Origin of the sequence: Pseudomonas sp. TTU2014-080ASC, assembly GCF_001446935.1 — a bacterium.
GTDB lineage: Bacteria > Pseudomonadota > Gammaproteobacteria > Pseudomonadales > Pseudomonadaceae > Aquipseudomonas.
The window spans coordinates 485879-500169 of the sequence record NZ_LKKK01000001.1; the positions used below are offsets into that span (position 1 = coordinate 485879).

The 14291-nt window shown below is 57.6% G+C and carries 14 protein-coding genes; 7 read left to right on the forward strand and 7 right to left on the reverse strand.

Features of this window, described 5'->3' with window-relative positions; all coding sequences use genetic code 11:
• The first annotated feature begins 154 nt into the window (after nt 1-154).
• Together argF and AO726_RS02240 are read left to right on the forward strand one after the other, a co-directional pair.
• Complete coding sequence (argF, locus tag AO726_RS02235) at nt 155-1075, forward strand: ornithine carbamoyltransferase (RefSeq protein WP_058066415.1); 921 nt, start codon at nt 155-157, stop codon at nt 1073-1075.
• Nucleotides 1072-2175 (forward strand): ABC transporter ATP-binding protein, encoded by a 1104-nt coding sequence (locus AO726_RS02240; RefSeq protein ID WP_058066416.1) that lies wholly within the window; start codon nt 1072-1074, stop codon nt 2173-2175. Before argF ends, AO726_RS02240 begins: the two co-directional genes overlap by 4 nt.
• 3 nt (nt 2176-2178) lie before the next feature.
• On the opposite strand, the gene AO726_RS02245 is transcribed toward AO726_RS02240, so the two are convergent.
• From AO726_RS02245 to ybaK, 3 genes are all read right to left on the reverse strand, one after another.
• Complete coding sequence (locus AO726_RS02245; protein ID WP_058066417.1) at nt 2179-2982, reverse strand: PhzF family phenazine biosynthesis protein; 804 nt, start codon at nt 2980-2982, stop codon at nt 2179-2181.
• 98 nt (nt 2983-3080) lie between these two features.
• A complete protein-coding gene (locus AO726_RS02250; protein ID WP_082629027.1) occupies nt 3081-3857 on the reverse strand; it encodes a substrate-binding periplasmic protein in 777 nt (258 codons plus the stop codon).
• 120 nt (nt 3858-3977) lie between these two features.
• The gene (ybaK, locus tag AO726_RS02255; RefSeq protein WP_058066418.1) at nt 3978-4448 is read right to left on the reverse strand and encodes a Cys-tRNA(Pro) deacylase; all 471 of its coding nucleotides are present in this window, start codon (nt 4446-4448) and stop codon (nt 3978-3980) included.
• 296 nt (nt 4449-4744) lie between these two features.
• Here ybaK and AO726_RS02260 point away from each other — a divergent pair, with 296 nt between their 5' ends.
• The 4 genes from AO726_RS02260 to glpD all read left to right on the forward strand — a co-directional run bounded on the left by AO726_RS02260 (nt 4745) and on the right by glpD (nt 9713).
• Nucleotides 4745-5587: an MIP/aquaporin family protein gene (locus AO726_RS02260; RefSeq protein WP_058066419.1), complete on the forward strand. Its 843-nt coding sequence runs from the start codon at nt 4745-4747 to the stop codon at nt 5585-5587.
• A 42-nt stretch (nt 5588-5629) separates the two neighbouring features.
• The gene (gene glpK / locus AO726_RS02265) at nt 5630-7123 is read left to right on the forward strand and encodes a glycerol kinase GlpK (RefSeq protein ID WP_058066420.1); all 1494 of its coding nucleotides are present in this window, start codon (nt 5630-5632) and stop codon (nt 7121-7123) included.
• Between the two features lie 121 nt (nt 7124-7244).
• Nucleotides 7245-8000, forward strand: coding sequence for a DeoR/GlpR family DNA-binding transcription regulator (locus tag AO726_RS02270; protein ID WP_058066421.1), 756 nt, complete (start codon nt 7245-7247; stop codon nt 7998-8000).
• 165 nt (nt 8001-8165) lie between these two features.
• Nucleotides 8166-9713: a glycerol-3-phosphate dehydrogenase gene (gene glpD, locus AO726_RS02275; RefSeq protein WP_058066422.1), complete on the forward strand. Its 1548-nt coding sequence runs from the start codon at nt 8166-8168 to the stop codon at nt 9711-9713.
• Nucleotides 9714-9800: 87 nt separating this feature from the next.
• Here glpD and ccoM read toward each other — a convergent pair whose 3' ends face one another.
• From ccoM to AO726_RS02290, 4 genes are all read right to left on the reverse strand, one after another.
• Entirely contained in the window at nt 9801-9923 is a 123-nt protein-coding gene (gene ccoM / locus AO726_RS21490) for a cytochrome c oxidase subunit CcoM (protein WP_058066423.1), read from the reverse strand.
• A 159-nt stretch (nt 9924-10082) separates the two neighbouring features.
• Complete coding sequence (locus AO726_RS21255; RefSeq protein WP_162838884.1) at nt 10083-10247, reverse strand: hypothetical protein; 165 nt, start codon at nt 10245-10247, stop codon at nt 10083-10085.
• On the reverse strand, nt 10244-10843 hold the full coding sequence (locus AO726_RS02285; RefSeq protein WP_058066424.1) for an alpha-ketoglutarate-dependent dioxygenase AlkB family protein: 600 nt from the start codon (nt 10841-10843) through the stop codon (nt 10244-10246). The genes AO726_RS21255 and AO726_RS02285 overlap by 4 nt, the downstream gene beginning before the upstream one ends.
• Before the next feature lie 71 nt (nt 10844-10914).
• Nucleotides 10915-11214: a hypothetical protein gene (locus AO726_RS02290; RefSeq protein ID WP_058066425.1), complete on the reverse strand. Its 300-nt coding sequence runs from the start codon at nt 11212-11214 to the stop codon at nt 10915-10917.
• Between the two features lie 229 nt (nt 11215-11443).
• Between AO726_RS02290 and rapA the strand changes: the two genes are divergently transcribed.
• Nucleotides 11444-14287 carry an RNA polymerase-associated protein RapA gene (gene rapA, locus AO726_RS02295; protein WP_058066426.1) on the forward strand — a complete coding sequence of 948 codons (2844 nt, stop codon included), beginning with the start codon at nt 11444-11446 and terminating at the stop codon, nt 14285-14287.
• The last annotated feature ends 4 nt before the right edge of the window (nt 14288-14291 follow it).

A 14291-nucleotide genomic window follows, 5' to 3' on the forward strand; every position in this document is an offset into this window, starting at 1 on the left:
AGTGTTGGCTGAGTTGTACTGCCCTATCAGTTGCTTATAAGATCGATGTTTCCCCGTTTCGTCGCAATATGCGGCCCCCAGCCGCAGGTTCTGCTGTTTCTTCCGTTTGAGAAAGCCATTGGACCTGCGCCCAGCTGTTAAAAGGTAGTTATCGATGAGCGCTAGACACTTTCTCTCCCTTAAGGACTGCACGCCGGAAGAACTCAACGGCCTGATCCGCCGAGGCATGGAGCTGAAGGACCTGCGCAACCGAGGCGTCCTGTTTGAGCCTCTGAAAAACCGCGTGCTGGGCATGATCTTCGAGAAAGCCTCTACCCGCACCCGCCTGTCTTTCGAAGCCGGCATGATTCAGTTGGGCGGCCAGGCTATTTTTCTGTCGCCGCGTGACACTCAGTTGGGCCGTGGTGAACCGATTGGTGACGCTGCGATTGTTATGTCGCGCATGCTCGACGTGGTGATGATCCGCACCTTCGCCCACAGCACCCTGACCGACTTTGCCGCCAACTCCCGTGTACCGGTGATCAACGGCCTGTCCGATGACCTGCACCCGTGCCAGCTGCTGGCCGATATGCAGACCTATCAGGAGCATCGCGGCAGCATTAAAGGCAAGACCGCCGCGTGGATCGGCGACGGCAACAACATGTGCAACTCCTATATCGAGGCAGCTATCCAGTTTGACTTCCAGCTGCGGGTCGCATGCCCGGAAGGCTATGAGCCGGATGCCCGTTTGCTGGCTGAAGCCGGTGACCGTGTTCAAGTACTTCGTGACCCACGCGAAGCTGTGGCCGGAGCACATCTGATCAGCACCGACGTGTGGGCGTCGATGGGCCAAGAAGAGGAAGCGGCTGAGCGTATCAAGCAATTCCGCCCTTATCAGGTCGACCGCGCTCTGCTGGACTGTGCCGCAGAAGACGTACTGTTCCTGCACTGCCTGCCAGCTCATCGCGGTGAAGAAATCAGCGAAGACTTGCTCGATGATCCGCGCTCGGCTGTGTGGGATCAGGCTGAAAACCGCCTGCATGCGCAGAAAGCACTGCTCGAATTCCTGGTAGAACCGGCGTATCACCACGCATGAGCCAGGCACTGCTGAACCTGCGGGACCTGAGCTGCAGTTACGATAGCCACAAGGTTGTCCAAAACCTCAACCTGCACCTCAATGCAGGCGATATCGGCTGCCTGCTAGGGCCTTCGGGCTGCGGTAAAACCACAACACTTCGGGCTATTGCCGGTTTTGAACCGGTACACGCCGGTGAGATTGAGCTGGCTGGCGGTGTGATCTCCAAAGCAGGGTTCACCCTGGCTCCGGAAAAACGCCGGATTGGCATGGTGTTTCAGGACTACGCCCTGTTCCCACACCTGACGGTCGCGGAGAACGTCGGCTTTGGTATTCGTAAGCAGGCCAATTGCGAAAAAGTGGTGGACGAGCTGCTCGAGCTAGTCAAGCTAGGCCACCTCAGCAAGCGCTACCCTCACGAGCTATCCGGCGGCCAGCAACAACGGGTAGCGTTGGCCCGCGCACTGGCGCCATCACCTCAACTGCTGTTGCTGGATGAACCCTTCTCCAACCTGGATGGCGAATTGCGTCGCCGTCTGAGTCACGAAGTTCGGGAAATTCTAAAACTGCGTGGCACCAGCGCGATTCTGGTCACCCACGATCAGGAAGAGGCTTTCGCCGTAAGTGATCAGGTCGGGGTCTTTAAGGAAGGCCGTCTGGAGCAGTGGGACACGCCCTATAACCTCTACCACGAACCGCACACGCCTTTTGTCGCCAGCTTTATCGGCCAGGGTTACTTTATCCGCGGCCAGTTGCTGAGCCCGGATTCGGTCCAGACCGAACTTGGCATCATCCAGGGCGATCGCGCGTACAGCCTGCCTCTCAGCAGCGCAGTGGATGTCCTGCTACGCCCTGACGACATCGTCTATGCGCCTGACAGCGACCTTAAAGCCATGATAGTGGGCAAGACCTTCCTCGGTGCTGCCACCCTGTACCGCCTGCAACTAAGCACCGGCACACAGCTGGAAGCGATCTTCCCCAGTCATGCCGATCACCAACCGGGCCAGTCTGTGGGCATTCGCGTCGAGGCTGATCACTTGGTTCTGTTTCCAGCTCAGGGCAGCATCGCGGCGCAGGTAAATCTCAGCGAAAGCGGTGTCAGGCGCTACAGCAGCAGTTGAGCGTCACAGCGCCGCCAACAACTGCCCCTGCGCTACCAACACCGCATGCCCGGCAATCCTGACCCGGTTGCCCACCAACTCACACTGCAACTCTCCGCCACGGGCTGAGCACTGGCGCGCACTGAGCGAACTCTTGTTGAGTCGCTGCGCCCAGTAAGGCGTCAGCATGCAATGGGTTGAGCCTGTCACCGGGTCTTCGTCTATACCGATGGCAGGAGCAAAGTAGCGGGAGACGAAATCATGCTGTTCACCAACAGCCGTCACAATCAACCCAGAGCCCGGTAGCTGTGCCACAGCGTCAAGATCAGGCTGGCAGTCACGCACCTGCGACTCAGAACCTACAACAGCCATCAACTCCTGAATCCGGCCTTCGCTTTCCAGCGCCAGCAGAGCCTCAAGCGGTACACCCAAAGCTCGCTCCACTGCCCCATCAATGGCTTGAGCAGTCAACTCCCGCAGCGGAAAGTCCAGCACCAACTGCTCACCCTGCCGACTCACGCGCAAAGGGCCAGAAGCACTGACAAACTCGATCGTCTCTGCGCCCTCACCCAACACCTCAAACAGAACATAGGCAGAGGCAAGCGTGGCATGGCCACACAGAGGCACCTCTACTTCCGGCGTGAACCAGCGAATACGCCAGTGAGCTTCTTCTTTAACAACAAAGGCGGTTTCTGCCAGATTGTGTTCAGCCGCAATGCGCTGCATCTGCGCCTCGTTCAGCCAATTTTCCATGCAGTAAACGATGGCCGGATTGCCTGCGAACGGGCGATGGGTAAACGCATCTACTTGATAGAAGTTGAGTGCCATATATGGGCTCCTTTAAAGCTCAGGAGTATGCCTCAAGGCTGCCCATCTGCACCTGACACAGTCAGGGGCAAAAAAACGCCAACAGTGGCGGGTCAGAATCAGTGCTCAGTCACGCCGTAAGCGTCAAACAACGCCTTGAGGCGACCGTCTGCACGGAAGCGCTTTATCCCTTCATCGAAGATCTTGGCGTAGCGCACGCTGGACTCCAGCACCGGAGAGAACGCAATGTAGATAGGCACATCCGGGCTGCGGCAACCGGCCTCGCGAACAGTGCCTGCGCGCCCCTTTTTTGCCAGCATCGCCTCAACCACCCAGGGATTCTCCAGCACCACATCCAGACGCTTACGCTGCAGCTTGCCCAAACTCAATGCCAACGCGCGGTCACCGGACGCAAGCTGAACCCGCGACGCATCGTTGCGGTAAGCACTGATGTAAGTATTGAGGATGTCACCGTAGCTGTAGTCGTTGATGACCCCCAGCGTCTGGCCATCCAATGAATTCACGCCGCCCCACGTCCAGGTCGAGTCCAGGCGCGTATAAAAGCAGTTGCGCGACATTGCCATCGGCACGTCATGAAAAAGAAAGTCCGGGGCATCCTCGACGCCGGCACCGATGGCGCCATTAAGCCCGCCTCGCCGGACTAACTGCAGGGTGCGCGCCCAATTCATGGTCTGATATTCAACGCGAATGCCGAACTCAGCGAAGATATCGCGGGCCAGCTCGACAAAAATGCCGGGCCTCTCCGAACCCTCTTCACAATTGACCGGGCACCACTCGTCCGCAGCGATTTTCAAGGTCTCACTGCGTGACAGCTCGGAGTAGCCGATCAGCAGCAGAAGCAGTCCATGAGTAGCCAGCAATCGTATAAACGACATGCACAATCCAAGGCTCAAGCCTGAATGAGAGCCACGCTTCCTTAAATCTGCGTGGCACGTTGTTACTAACAATTCAGATAGTTATAGCTCTTAGCATGCGAGCTGTCTTTAGCGAGCCCCTCATTCCCGCCCTATTGCGGCGAACTGCGCCCCGGCCAATTCAGCCAGCTCGTGAGCAGACAGCTGCACCTCAAGGCCACGCCGACCGGCGCTTACATAGATCGATGGATGCTGCTGTGCCGAGTCATCTATAAAAGTGCGCAAGCGCTTTTTCTGACCCAACGGACTAATCCCACCTAACAAATACCCAGTTGCCCGCTGAGCCGCAGCAGGATCAGCCATTTCAACTTTCTTTACACCAGCTGCATGAGCCAGCGCTTTTAAATCGAGTGAGCCAGCAACAGGGACCACTGCCACCAACAGTTCGGCCTTTTCACTGGCCGCCAGCAGCGTTTTAAAAACCTGCGCGGGGTTCAGATTAAGCTTTTCCGCAGCCTCAAGACCATAAGACGGCGCTTTTGGGTCGTGCTCATAACTGTGAACCTGATGGTCGACACGACGCTTTTTCAGGAGATCCAACGCTGGAGTCATCCCCAATCCCCAATGGCTCATAAAGACAAGTCGACCAATCTAGGACAAAACTTAAAATGACTCCATAGCACCCAATGCATTAGCCGACTTTTCTACGGACCTAAACCCAGCGCCACCGGTCAGATAGGCACATATGTTCACTTTCGATCTTTGACAGCATCATTTAACCGATTTATTTTTCGTTTTCGAAAATATGGACATTACACATGACCTGGATGGTTGCCTTAAGGCGGTCCCTCACCGCTCCTGCTGTTGGCGCGCCATCCAGTCTCACAACAACAAGGAAAGCGCCCGTCATGACTGCCCCCGCCCCTACTCTTCTCGGTCAGTGCACCGCCGAATTTTTAGGCACTGCACTTCTCATCTTTTTTGGCACCGGCTGTGTGGCAGCCCTAAAAGTGGCTGGAGCCAGCTTCGGCTTATGGGAAATCAGCATCATCTGGGGGATGGGCGTCAGCATGGCGATTTACCTCAGCGCCGGTGTATCCGGTGCGCACTTAAATCCTGCGGTGAGCATCGCCCTGAGCCTGTTTGCCGGTTTCGAAAAGCGCAAAGTACCCTTCTATATCCTCGCCCAGATTGCCGGTGCGTTTTGTGCCGCCGCACTGGTCTACTACCTCTACAGCAATCTGTTTATCAACTATGAACAGAGCCACAATCTGGTCCGAGGTAGCCAGGCCAGCCTTGAACTGGCCTCGATATTTTCCACCTACCCGCATCCGGCGATTTCAGTCGGCCAGGCATTCCTTGTTGAAGTGGTGATCACCGCTATTCTGATGGCGGTGATCATGGCTCTGTCTGACAACAGCAACGGCCTGCCGCGCGGGGCACTGGCTCCCCTGCTGATTGGCCTGTTGATTGCTGTAATCGGCAGTGCCATGGGACCGCTCACAGGCTTTGCCATGAACCCGGCCCGCGACTTCGGACCTAAATTGATGACCTACTTTGCAGGCTGGGGTGATGTAGCCTTTACTGGCGGCCGTTCAGTGCCCTACTTTCTGGTACCGATTTTTGCGCCCATTGTCGGTGCCTGTCTGGGCGCGGCGCTGTATCGAATTCTCATCGCCCGCCACTTGCCCGCCCCCGTTTCACCTACTGCCAAGGCCGAACCGAGCCCGCAGAACAACGCGCATGCCTAACCGGTTTGCTACACGACTTACACTTGCTGCAAGGCCACTGCTATGACAGACAGTCAGAACAAGAACTACATCATCGCCCTTGACCAAGGGACCACCAGTTCTCGCGCCATCATCTTTGATCGCAACGCCAACGTGGTTGGCCTCTCTCAGCGTGAGTTTGCTCAACACTATCCGCAAGGCGGCTGGGTTGAGCACGACCCCATGGAAATCTTCGCCACCCAGAGTGCGACCATGGTTGAAGCACTGGCTCAAGCCTCGATCAGCCATGATCAGGTCGCTGCAATCGGCATTACCAACCAACGTGAAACCACCGTAGTTTGGGACAAACACACTGGCCGCCCGGTCTACAACGCCATTGTCTGGCAGTGCCGCCGCAGCACCGAAATCTGCCAGCAGCTCAAACGCGACGGACACGAAGACTACATCCGCGAAACAACCGGTCTGGTCACCGACCCGTACTTCTCGGGAACCAAACTCAAGTGGATCTTGGACAATGTTGAAGGTGCCCGCGAGCGCGCGGAAAAAGGCGACCTGCTGTTCGGTACCGTCGACAGCTGGCTGATCTGGAAATTCAGCGGCGGCAAAGTGCATGTCACCGACTACACCAACGCCTCGCGCACCATGCTCTTCAACATCAACACCCTGCAGTGGGATGAGAAGATGCTGCAGATCCTCAACATCCCACGCCAGATGCTGCCGCAAGCCCGTCCTTCGTCTGAGGTGTACGGCTACACCAAAAGCAACATCGCCATCGCCGGGATCGCCGGCGACCAGCAATCAGCACTTTTCGGGCAAATGTGCGTTAACCCCGGCGAAGCCAAAAACACCTACGGCACCGGCTGTTTCCTGCTGATGAACACCGGCAAGAAGGCCGTTAAGTCCGCCCACGGCCTACTCACCACACTGGCCTGCGGACCACGCGGTGAGGCGGCTTACGCACTTGAGGGCGCGGTATTCAATGGCGGCTCCACCGTGCAGTGGCTGCGTGATGAACTGAAAATCGTCAATGACGCCTACGACACCGACTACTTCGCCAGCAAAGTCAAAGACAGCAATGGCGTGTACTTGGTCCCTGCTTTTACCGGCCTGGGAGCGCCTTACTGGGACCCTTACGCTCGGGGCGCCCTATTTGGTCTGACCCGTGGCGTTAAGGTTGATCACATCATCCGTGCCGCACTGGAATCGATCGCCTACCAGACTCGTGACGTGCTGGACGCCATGCAGCAGGATTGCGGCGAACGCCTGAGCGCATTGCGTGTGGACGGTGGCGCTGTCGCCAACAACTTCCTCATGCAATTCCAGGCCGATATTCTCGGCACCAAGGTCGAGCGCCCACAGATGCGTGAGACCACAGCCCTTGGCGCTGCCTATCTTGCAGGCCTGGCTACCGGCTTCTGGGGCAGTCTGGATGAGCTGCGCGACAAAGCCGTTATTGAGCGCGAATTCCAGCCGCAACTGGGCGAAGCGGAAAAAGAGCAGCTCTACGCGGGCTGGAAAAAAGCCATCGAACGCACCCGCAACTGGCAAGATCATTAAGCCTGGCTACTGCTACTAAGCCGCTGCCAGCGCTGTGCAGCGGCTTGTCCAGCCCACCTTGTAGTCGCACTTGCTTTTATTGATGATGAGCGCCATTGCCGATGCCACATAAGGATGGTCCATGAACCTGCCGCCACGCCAACACAACATTCTCGAACTGATACGCGAACGTGGCTACGTCAGCATCGAGGAAATGGCCCAGTTGTTCGTCGTGACCCCGCAAACCATCCGCCGCGATATCAACCAGCTCGCCGAGCTGAACCTACTACGCCGCTACCATGGCGGTGCTGCCTACGACTCCAGCATTGAAAACACCGATTACGCCATGCGCGCCGATCAGATGCGCGACGAAAAACAGCGTATCGCCCAAGCTATTGCCAACCAGATCCCTGATCACGCCTCGCTATTCATCAACATCGGTACCACCACAGAAACCATTGCCCGCGAACTGCTCAACCACACCGCACTCAAGGTCATCACCAACAACCTGCACGTAGCCGCCCTACTGAGCGCCAAAGATGATTTCGAAGTGCTGTTGGCAGGCGGAACCGTCCGCAGTGATGGCGGCGTGGTGGGCCAGGCAGCAGTGGACTTTATTCAGCAGTTCAAAGTCGATTACGCCATCGTCGGCATCAGCGGTATCGATGATGACGGCAGCCTGTTGGATTTCGACTATCAGGAAGTCCGGGTCTCCCAGGCCATCATCCATAACGCCCGACAAACCATCCTGGCAGCCGACTCCAGCAAGTTCGGGCGCAACGCCATGGTGCGCCTTGGCCCAATCAGCCTGGTCCACAGCTTGGTAACAGATCAGCCGCCTTCAGCCGCGTTCTGCGAATTGCTGCACCAGCACAAAATTCGCCTGGACGTGGTTTAAGTCAGAGCACGCAGCTGCCTGTTTTCGTTTCTGATCATCCGTTTGTCATCTGCAGCCACTTAACTGGAGATTCAGACTGGCTGGAAGCTTTCTGCTGAGCTAGTATTTTCGAATACGAACATTGATGTTCACTTTCGATATTCCGGCGCAATCAGGAGACCCGCCATGCCCAACACCCAGACACCCGCAGCCCAAGTAGCAGACACCTATGATCTGGTGGTAATCGGCGGCGGAATCAATGGCGTTGGCATTGCAGCAGATGCTGCTGGGCGTGGCCTGTCTGTTTTCCTTTGCGAAAAAGACGATCTGGCCAGCCACACCTCCTCAGCCAGCAGCAAACTGATCCATGGCGGCCTGCGCTATCTGGAGCACTACGAGTTTCGTCTGGTTCACGAAGCACTGGCCGAGCGCGAAGTCCTCCTGCGCAAGGCACCGCATATCGTCAAACCCATGCGTTTTATCCTGCCGCACCGCCCTCACCTGCGCCCAGCCTGGATGATTCGCTGCGGCCTGTTCCTATACGACTACCTGGGTAAACGCAAAACTCTGGGCGCGTCGCGCAGCCTGCGCTTTGGCCCTGACCATCCGTTGCAGTCCCAGATCAGCCGTGGTTTCGAATACGCCGACTGCACCGTGGACGACGCTCGCTTGGTAGTGCTCAATGCCATGGCCGCCCGTGAGCGGGGCGCTCACATCCATACACGTACCCGCTGCGTCAGCGCCCGGCGCGTTGACGGACTCTGGCAAGTCGAGGTGCAGCACGCTGACGGCCGTCTCAACACATTGCGCGCCCGCGCCTTGGTCAACGCTGCCGGTCCATGGGTGTCCAGCTTTATCCGCGATGACCTGCAACTGAAAGCTCCCTACGGCATCCGTCTGATTCAGGGCAGTCACATCATCGTGCCGAAACTCTACGATCTGCCGCAGTCGTTCATTCTGCAGAACGAAGACCGCCGCATCGTGTTTGTCATCCCCTATCACGAACACTTCACCCTGATCGGCACCACAGATAAGGAATACACCGGCGACCCTGCCCAAGTGCGCATCAGCGATGAGGAAGTCGACTACCTTCTCAGCGTGGTCAACAACCATTTCAAAAAGCAGATTAATCGCGCCGACATCATCAGCACATACTCAGGTGTACGCCCGCTGTGTGACGACGAATCAGATGATCCCTCAGCCGTGACCCGCGACTACACCCTCGCCCTAAGCGAAAAGAGCGCGGGCGCACCGCTGCTGTCCGTGTTCGGTGGCAAGTTGACGACCTACCGCAAACTCGCCGAGTCAGCCATGCAGCAGCTCAGTGAGTTCTTCCCGAGCATGTCCCAACCCTGGACCGACAAGGCTCCCTTGCCGGGAGCAGAACAACTGACCAGCACCAGCGAACTGACCGACAGCATCCGGACCAGCTTCAACTGGCTGCCCCTCAGCATTGCCCAGCGCTGGACCCACACCTACGGCTCGCGCACCTGGAGCATGCTAAACGGCATCAAGAACCTCAGCGACATGGGCGAACACCTAGGCGCGGGGCTCTACACGCGGGAAGTCGATTACCTGTGCGAGCAGGAGTGGGCGGTCACGGCAGAAGATATCCTCTGGCGACGCAGCAAACTCGGCCTGTACATGGATGAGGAACAGCAAAACGCCCTGCGCCACTACCTATCCGCCAAAGCGGGTGGCAGCCACGGCCTGCCAGCCGAGACGGTCAGCTAACAGGCGTAAAAAGCTCAAAACGCAGACGAAAAAAAAGGGCGACAAAGTCGCCCCAAGTTGCCTTGCGTGCCCCTGAATCGGCAGGATTCAGCTTTTATTGCTGTCGCGTTTGCGAGCGTCCTGCCAGATGAAATAACCAACCGCACCGACGAAAGCGACCATCAAACCGACAGTGCCAATACCTGCGAGAACGACTGTATCGATGAACATGGTGCCTCCTGTTTGTGGCTTAACCCGTTTGGGAATGGCTCCACCTTAACAGGGCAACGCCGGGGCTAATTGATCCAGATCAACAGCCATCCAGCGGCATTGACAGAGAGGTTAATGAACTGATCCAGATCAACTAATCAGCCCCTCTCAGAGCAGAAATCAGCGCTTTTTCGGCTTTTTAGCAGGCTTTTTCTTTTTGCCTTTCGGCAGCGGCAGTGCCTGCTCAAAGGCAGAGCGCACCTCATTCAGGCGCTTCTCATGCAAATCATGGATGCGCTTGTCGCGCTCGGCAGAAAAGTCGATCAGCTTGGGTTCGTTACTCATAGCGGGCTATTTATCAATCGAAAGGTCAGATTCAGGCGGGGTGTATTGCAGCGTTGCGTCTTAGCAACTTGATGTTGCCAATGATGCTGGGTTGGCCCCCGCATTACCAGCAACGAACCATGTTCCAGCTGAACTGAGTGCTCAATACGCTTCTGCCCTTTGCGACGCAGATCCAAACGGCGGCTTGCCCCCAAACTCACGGAGGCGATCACAGGCTGCGTGCCAAGCTCTGGTTCATCATCACTGTGCCACCCCATAGAGTCCCGTCCATCCCTATATAAGTTGAGCAAGACGGAATTGAGTGGGTGGTTGATGGTGGCCTGCAGGCGCTCACGCATAGCCTCAAGCACGGACGTCCAGGGCATGGGCTGATGGGTGTGGCCAGAGTAGCGGTAACTCGCGCCCTCATCACCATGCCAAGCAACCAAACGCGGCGTCGGGTGCTCCTTACCAAATAGCTTCAGTACAGGCTGTTGCCAGGCGGTCTGCGCAACTATCTGGCGCTGCCACTGCGTTGCAAGCGGTTCTGTCAGCCATCCCGGATAGAGAGTCAGATCAGCGTCCGGGTAATCCAGTACAACCGGCTTGCTATTCATCGACACTGGCCTCTGATAAATCCTGCGGGCAGCTCCACAGTCAATCAAGGAAGAGCCCGCCCTCTACACCCTCAAACCTCTATATCCACCCACAACCCCTGCCTGGGCAGATCCTTCAGCTTATCGAAATCCTCCTCGGCGATATCGCCTTGAGCGATTTCCTGCGGCGTGTAGCCCCGGCGGCGCTGACGCCTGCGTTGCTCCTCACGCAGCAACATCTCAGCTTCTTGCGGATGCCGCTTATCCAAGCTGACGCCGCTTTCCTTGGCGCTTTCAGCCGCTGGGGTGACCGGTTGGATATCAGGTCGTGGTTTGACCACATCCTGCTGTGCGGTAACAGGCACAAGCCCCTGAGGAATTGGTGGCAGCATCCTTTACAACCTCCAGCATCCGGCATTTAACTGCGTCGGAGATGACTTTACCTACCATTCGTCACACATTTAAGCGCGACACTATTGCAAAGTTCTTCACTTCAGACCGTAAACACGGTCTCTTATTGACCGCTAGCCGCCCCACAAAGTGCACTACGTTCATCATTGCGCCTTTGGCCAGCGGCTGTGCTGCGTTAATATACCCAGCTTTTTTACGCGGGAGAAAAGCATGGCGCAGTATCAACCGGGGCAACGCTGGATCAGTGACAGCGAGGCAGAACTGGGTCTGGGGACCGTACTGATGCAGGACGGCCGCATGCTCACCATGCTCTACCCGGCTACAGGTGAGACGCGCCAATATGCAGTGCGTAACGCCCCCCTGACCCGCGTGCGCTTCTCTCCGGGTGATGAAGTCACCCACTTCGAAGGCTGGAAGATGACCGTTCAGGAAGTGGACGACATCGACGGCCTGCTGGTTTACCACGGCATCAACGCGCAAAACGAAGACGTCACCCTGCCGGAAACCCAGCTGTCCAACTTCATTCAATTCCGTCTGGCCAGCGACCGCCTGTTTGCTGGCCAGATTGACCCACTGCCATGGTTTGGCCTGCGCTATCGCACACTGGATTACACCAGCAAGCAACTGCAATCCACTCTCTGGGGCCTCGGCGGCGTACGCGCCCAACCGATTGCCCACCAGCTGCACATCGCCCGCGAAGTCGCTGACCGTATCGCGCCACGGGTTCTGCTGGCTGATGAAGTCGGTTTGGGTAAAACCATTGAGGCGGGCCTGATCATTCACCGCCAGCTGCTCAGTGGCCGCGCCAGCCGCGTCCTGATCCTGGTGCCTGAAAACCTGCAGCATCAATGGCTGGTGGAAATGCGCCGCCGCTTCAACCTCGAAGTGGCGCTGTTTGATGCTGAGCGCTTCCTTGAGAGCGACGCCAGCAACCCATTTGAGGACTGCCAGCTCGCACTGGTCGCCTTGGAATGGCTACGCGAAGACGAAAACGCTCAGGACGCGCTATTTGCTGCAGGCTGGGACCTGATGGTAGTCGATGAAGCGCACCACTTGGTTTGGCACCCAGAGCAAGCCAGCCCGGAATACGCGCTGGTTGAACAGCTGGCGCAGGTCATTCCCGGTGTTCTGCTGCTGACTGCAACACCTGAGCAGTTGGGCCTGGACAGCCACTTCGCGCGCCTGCGCCTGCTGGATCCAAACCGTTTCCACGACCTGCAGGCCTTCCGCGCCGAAAGCGAGCACTACAAGCCGATTGCTGAAGCGGTACAGGAGCTGCTCGACCAAGGCCGCCTGTCAGACGCTGCAAACAAGACAATCCGCGACTTCCTCGGCACAGAAGCCGAAGAACTACTGAGCGCTGTCAGCGCGGGCGATACCGAAGCCTCGCAGCGTCTGGTTCGCGAGCTGCTGGACCGCCATGGCACCGGCCGTTTGCTGTTCCGTAACACCCGTGCCGCTGTACAGGGCTTCCCTGAGCGAGAGCTGCATGCTTACCCGCTGCCAAGCCCGGATGAATACATGGAGCTGCCGCTGGGCGAGCACGCTGATCTGTACCCGGAAGTGGCCTATCAGGCCCAGCCGGATGTGGATGAAGAGCAGCGCTGGTGGAAATTCGACCCTCGTGTCGAGTGGCTAATCGACACGCTGAAGATGCTGAAAAAGGTCAAGGTGCTGGTGATCTGCGCCCACGCCGAAACGGCCATGGACCTTGAAGATGCCCTGCGTGTGCTCAAAGGCATTCCAGCCACCGTATTCCACGAAGGCATGAGCATCCTTGAGCGAGACCGAGCCGCCGCCTACTTCGCGGACGAAGAGTTTGGCGCGCAGGTGCTGATCTGCTCCGAAATCGGCTCCGAAGGGCGCAACTTCCAGTTTGCCCATCATCTGGTGCTGTTCGATCTGCCTGCCCACCCGGATTTGCTTGAGCAACGGATTGGCCGTCTTGACCGTATCGGTCAGAAGTACCGTATCCAGCTGCACGTGCCATATCTGGAAAACAGCCCGCAAGAGCGCCTGTTCCATTGGTATCACCAGGCACTCAACGCGTTCCTCGCCACCTGCCCGACGGGTAATGCCCTGCAGCATCAGTTCGGCAGCCGCCTGCTGCCGCTGCTGGAAGGCGGCGACGATGACACGTGGGAAAAACTGGTTGCAGAAGCACGTGACGAACGTCTGCGCCTGGAAAGCGAGTTGCACGACGGCCGCGACCGCCTGCTGGAACTGAATTCCGGTGGCGCTGGCGAAGGCGAAGCCCTGGTCGAAGCAATCCGCGAGCAAGACGACCAGTTCGCCCTGCCGATCTACATGGAACAGCTGTTCGACGCGTTTGGTATCGACAGTGAAGATCACTCCGAGAACGCTCTGATCTTGCGCCCCAGCGAAAAAATGCTGGATGCGAGCTTCCCGCTGGGCAGCGATGAAGGTGTCACCATCACCTACGACCGCGAACTGGCGCTAGCCCGTGAAGACATGCAATTCCTCACCTGGGAACACCCTATGGTGCAAGGCGGCATGGATCTGGTGCGCTCCGGCTCCATGGGCAACACCGGCGTGGCACTGATCAAGAACAAAGGCCTCAAGCCAGGCACCGTGCTGGTGGAAATGCTCTATGTGAGTGAGGCCGTCGCACCCAAAGCTCTGCAACTGAGCCGATATCTGCCGCCGGTAGCGCTACGCTGCCTGTTGGATGCCAACGGCAATGATCTGGCGCACAAAGTGTCTTTCGAAACCCTGAACGATCAATTGGAAAGCGTACCGCGCGCCAGCGCCAATAAGTTTGTTCAGGCTCAGCGTGACAGCCTCGCCACACTGATCAATGGCGGTGAAGGCAAAGTCGCACCGCGCCACGAGCAGCGAGTGGAAGAAGCCAAACGCCGCTTGGCCTCGGAAACCGAAGAGGAACTGGCCCGTTTGATTGCCCTGCAAAAGGTCAACCCGAGCGTGCGCGACAGTGAGATCGAAGCACTGCGTCAGCAACGTGAACAAGGCCTGGCCTTCCTCGACAAAGCTGCGTTGCGCCTCGAAGCGATCCGCGTGCTGGTCGCAGGCTAACCTA

What these genes read in the sequence shown, in the direction of transcription:
- ybaK (WP_058066418.1), bottom strand. Translation starts at nt 4,448, where the DNA reads ATGACTCCAGCGTTGGATCTCCTGAAAAAGCGTCGTGTCGACCATCAG.
- glpK (WP_058066420.1), top strand. Translation starts at nt 5,630, where the DNA reads ATGACAGACAGTCAGAACAAGAACTACATCATCGCCCTTGACCAAGGG.
- AO726_RS02250 (WP_082629027.1), bottom strand. Translation starts at nt 3,857, where the DNA reads ATGTCGTTTATACGATTGCTGGCTACTCATGGACTGCTTCTGCTGCTG.
- AO726_RS02285 (WP_058066424.1), bottom strand. Translation starts at nt 10,843, where the DNA reads ATGAATAGCAAGCCGGTTGTACTGGATTACCCGGACGCTGATCTGACT.
- AO726_RS02290 (WP_058066425.1), bottom strand. Translation starts at nt 11,214, where the DNA reads ATGCTGCCACCAATTCCTCAGGGGCTTGTGCCTGTTACCGCACAGCAG.
- AO726_RS02260 (WP_058066419.1), top strand. Translation starts at nt 4,745, where the DNA reads ATGACTGCCCCCGCCCCTACTCTTCTCGGTCAGTGCACCGCCGAATTT.
- argF (WP_058066415.1), top strand. Translation starts at nt 155, where the DNA reads ATGAGCGCTAGACACTTTCTCTCCCTTAAGGACTGCACGCCGGAAGAA.
- glpD (WP_058066422.1), top strand. Translation starts at nt 8,166, where the DNA reads ATGCCCAACACCCAGACACCCGCAGCCCAAGTAGCAGACACCTATGAT.
- rapA (WP_058066426.1), top strand. Translation starts at nt 11,444, where the DNA reads ATGGCGCAGTATCAACCGGGGCAACGCTGGATCAGTGACAGCGAGGCA.
- AO726_RS02270 (WP_058066421.1), top strand. Translation starts at nt 7,245, where the DNA reads ATGAACCTGCCGCCACGCCAACACAACATTCTCGAACTGATACGCGAA.
- AO726_RS21255 (WP_162838884.1), bottom strand. Translation starts at nt 10,247, where the DNA reads ATGAGTAACGAACCCAAGCTGATCGACTTTTCTGCCGAGCGCGACAAG.
- AO726_RS02245 (WP_058066417.1), bottom strand. Translation starts at nt 2,982, where the DNA reads ATGGCACTCAACTTCTATCAAGTAGATGCGTTTACCCATCGCCCGTTC.
- AO726_RS02240 (WP_058066416.1), top strand. Translation starts at nt 1,072, where the DNA reads ATGAGCCAGGCACTGCTGAACCTGCGGGACCTGAGCTGCAGTTACGAT.
- ccoM (WP_058066423.1), bottom strand. Translation starts at nt 9,923, where the DNA reads ATGTTCATCGATACAGTCGTTCTCGCAGGTATTGGCACTGTCGGTTTG.